This window comes from Pollutimonas bauzanensis, assembly GCF_040393045.1.
GTDB lineage: Bacteria > Pseudomonadota > Gammaproteobacteria > Burkholderiales > Burkholderiaceae_B > Pollutimonas > Pollutimonas bauzanensis_A.
On the sequence record NZ_JBEBUX010000207.1, the window covers coordinates 1 to 3211 of the forward strand.

Genomic DNA, 3211 nt, shown 5'->3' on the forward strand with positions numbered 1-3211 from the left:
ACCAAGGTTTGACATGAGTTCCTAGACGACATATGATTCTTATGCACATCATTTCAACAGAAATGAATTGATGGCGAATTAAAAATCTGCGTCCACTGGAACTATGTCCAACCACAATTACGGTCAACTACTTCGCGCCTCGCGCCGCATTATGCGGTCGACGGCATTGCATTTCAGGCAGCCTGCAGTGTGTAGCAATATCACTGCAGGGCGGCTAGCCTGGGGGCTGACGGTTTGATCAGCACGACGCCTCAGGCGTTCCTCGTGCCAAACCTTGAATCAATTTGTGTAGATCGTCTCGATCTGCGCTGCCCCACCAAAGACGATGCTGTAGCCATACATCGACTTGTGTCTCAGTGCCCCCCCCTCGATCTCAATTCCCTCTACTCCTACCTGCTGCTAACTGAGCACTTCCCTGACACATGCATCGTAGCCGCCGGCGACGGCGCGGCGCTTGGTTTCGTGTCGGCATATACGCCGCCGGCACGGCCGGACGTGCTGTTCATTTGGCAGGTAGCGGTACATGAAAGGATGCGGGGCCAAGGCTTGGGTAAGCGCTTGCTTCAAGCGTTGCTGCACAGGCCTGACTTGGCTGGCGTGCGTTATCTGGAAACAACAGTATCGCCAGGAAACGCCGCCTCGCGCCGTATGTTCAACCTGCTTGCGCAGGATTTAGGCGCGGCAGTAAACGAAACACCGCTATTCGACAGGACCTTGTTCGGGCCGCAGGCACACGATGATGAGCCTTTGTTGCGCATCGGGCCTTTGAGTGACGGGCGCTTATAGCCGCCTGACGCGCACAGGTCGTCAACACAGGCGTTTGGGGCGCATTCTTGGCGTCCACCCGCTCGCAACCGGGATAAACGCCCAATAACCAGGAGGATGAAATAATGGACTTAAAAATATTTGACCGGATGGAGTCAGAAGTACGCGGCTATGTCCGGTCGTTCCCCGTTATATTCAATCAGGCCAAAGGATCGATACTGATCGACGAGGCAAAAAGAGAATACATCGATTTCTTTAGCGGCGCGGGTTCGCTGAATTACGGTCATAACAACGAGATACTGAAGGACAGCCTGCTGAAGTATCTGGACACTGACGGCGTGGTGCATGGCCTGGATATGGCAACCAGCGCGAAGAAACAGTTTCTGGAAACGTTCGACCGCGTCCTGCTCAAACCCCGCGGGTGGAACTACTCCGTGCAATTCACCGGCCCCACCGGCACTAACGCCGTAGAAGCCGCGCTCAAGCTTGCGCGCCTGGTCAAGGGCCGACAGAACATTATTGCTTTTACGCATGGCTTTCACGGTGTCAGCGCCGGATCGCTGGCGGTGACCGCCAATGCCAAGTTCCGTGATGCCGCGGGCGTTGGCCTGGCCAACACCACGTTCGTACCGTTCGATGGTTATTTGGGTCCCGACGTCAATACCATGGATTATCTGGAGCGTATGCTCGACGATCCTAGCAGCGGCATGGATCACCCTGCCGCGGTAATTGTTGAAACCGTACAAGGGGAAGGCGGCGTCAATGTCGCCAGTTGGCGTTGGTTGAAAGAGCTTGACGCCTTGTGCCGCCGCCACGACATGCTGCTGATTGTCGATGACATTCAGGTTGGCTGCGGGCGGACAGGCAACTTTTTCAGCTTTGAGTCAGCGGGTATTCGGCCCGACATCATCACCTTGTCGAAGTCGATTTCCGGCTTTGGCCTTCCCATGTCGCTGGTGCTGATGAAGCCTGAGCTCGATATATGGAAGCCAGGCGCGCATAGTGGCACCTTTCGCGGCAATAACCTGGCATTCGTGACAGCGACCCAGGCATTGGATACTTATTGGAGCGATGATCGTTTCTCGGTCGATATCGCGCGCAAGGAGCGCCTGGTTCGAGACTGGCTGGAGAGTCTGGTCCAAAGCTATCCCGGTGCAGGCCTCAGCGCACGCGGCCGTGGTTTGATTCAGGGACTGGTCGTTCCGGGCGACAGCCTGGCCGACAAGATTTCTCAGAGGGCATTCAAGCATGGGGTGGTGATTGAAACCTCCGGAGCGCATAGCGAAGTGCTCAAGATATTGCCGGCACTAACGATTGAAGATGAACTGCTAGTACGCGGCCTGGAAGTGATTGAACGCAGTATTGCCGAGGTCCTTGCCGAGCAGGCGGCTGGCGCGCGCGTGTTGAAATTTGGAGGAAAACGCTCATGATTGTACGTAATGTGAAAGACATCATCGGAACCGAACTCGAGGTAAAAACCGATACTTGGCTAAGCAGACGCGTTTTGCTCAAAAGCGATGGCATGGGATTTTCCCTGCATGAAACCGTCATCTTCCCTGGCACCGAAACTCATATCCACTATCAAAACCATTTGGAAGCGGTGTGGTGCATCGAGGGCGACGGTGAAATCGAGACGATCGTCGACGGCAAGAAGTACGCACTCGGCCCCGGCGTGGTGTATGCCTTGAATCAGAACGATGAACATTGGCTGCGCGGGGGTAAAGAACCTCTGCGCGTCATTTGTGTATTTAATCCTCCGCTCAACGGCAACGAAGTTCACGACGACAAGGGTGTTTATCCCCTGTAGCCGGATGCCTGGCAGGCGTTGAAGGAATAGAAAGGAACACTCAATGATAGCGATGATCAAAGACGTGTATGCGTCACGCACAGATCGCGATTGCGGCATTATCGGCCGTCAAGACCCCGTGATCTACAACGAGGGAACATTCGCCCAAGCCTTGGATAGCGATAAGCTGGCCAAGTACGAGCGCGATGGGTTTCTAGTGCTGGAAAATGTCTTCGACGAAAAGAAAGTCGCGTCGCTCCTTGACGAGGTCAAGCGGATGAGCGAAGACCCCGACATCGTCGGACGGGAAGAGGCCATCACGGAGCCGGGCAGCAATGAAGTCCGCTCTATTTTCAGAGTCCATGGTTTAAACGACAAGATCGCAAGCCTGACTCGTGATCCCCGGCTGATTAACGTGGCCCGGCAGCTTTTGGGCTCCGAGGTATATATCCATCAGTCACGCGCGAACATGAAGCCCGGATTCAAGGGCAAGGAATTCTACTGGCACTCGGATTTCGAAACCTGGCATGTTGAAGACGGCATGCCAGGCATGAGGGCGCTGAGTTGTTCGGTGTTATTGACCGACAACAATAGCTGCAATGGTCCCTTGATGCTGGTGCCTGGATCGCACAGGCAATTCATTGCCTGCCAGGGGGAAAC

Annotated in this window: 4 protein-coding genes; all 4 read left to right on the forward strand. The window is 54.9% G+C overall.

All coding sequences use genetic code 11. The annotated features are described in order from the left end of the window. Positions 1-264 precede the first annotated feature (264 nt). The gene (ectA, locus tag ABWO67_RS19255) at positions 265-786 is read left to right on the forward strand and encodes a diaminobutyrate acetyltransferase (protein WP_353154957.1); all 522 of its coding nucleotides are present in this window, start codon (positions 265-267) and stop codon (positions 784-786) included. A gap of 104 nt (positions 787-890) precedes the next feature. After that, the gene (ectB, locus tag ABWO67_RS19260) at positions 891-2195 is read left to right on the forward strand and encodes a diaminobutyrate--2-oxoglutarate transaminase (RefSeq protein ID WP_353154960.1); all 1305 of its coding nucleotides are present in this window, start codon (positions 891-893) and stop codon (positions 2193-2195) included. After that, positions 2192-2572: an ectoine synthase gene (locus ABWO67_RS19265; protein ID WP_353154963.1), complete on the forward strand. Its 381-nt coding sequence runs from the start codon at positions 2192-2194 to the stop codon at positions 2570-2572. The genes ectB and ABWO67_RS19265 overlap by 4 nt, the downstream gene beginning before the upstream one ends. Before the next feature lie 43 nt (positions 2573-2615). Continuing rightward, the coding region (locus ABWO67_RS19270; RefSeq protein ID WP_353154966.1) for a phytanoyl-CoA dioxygenase family protein at positions 2616-3211 on the forward strand (596 nt) is incomplete at its 3' end.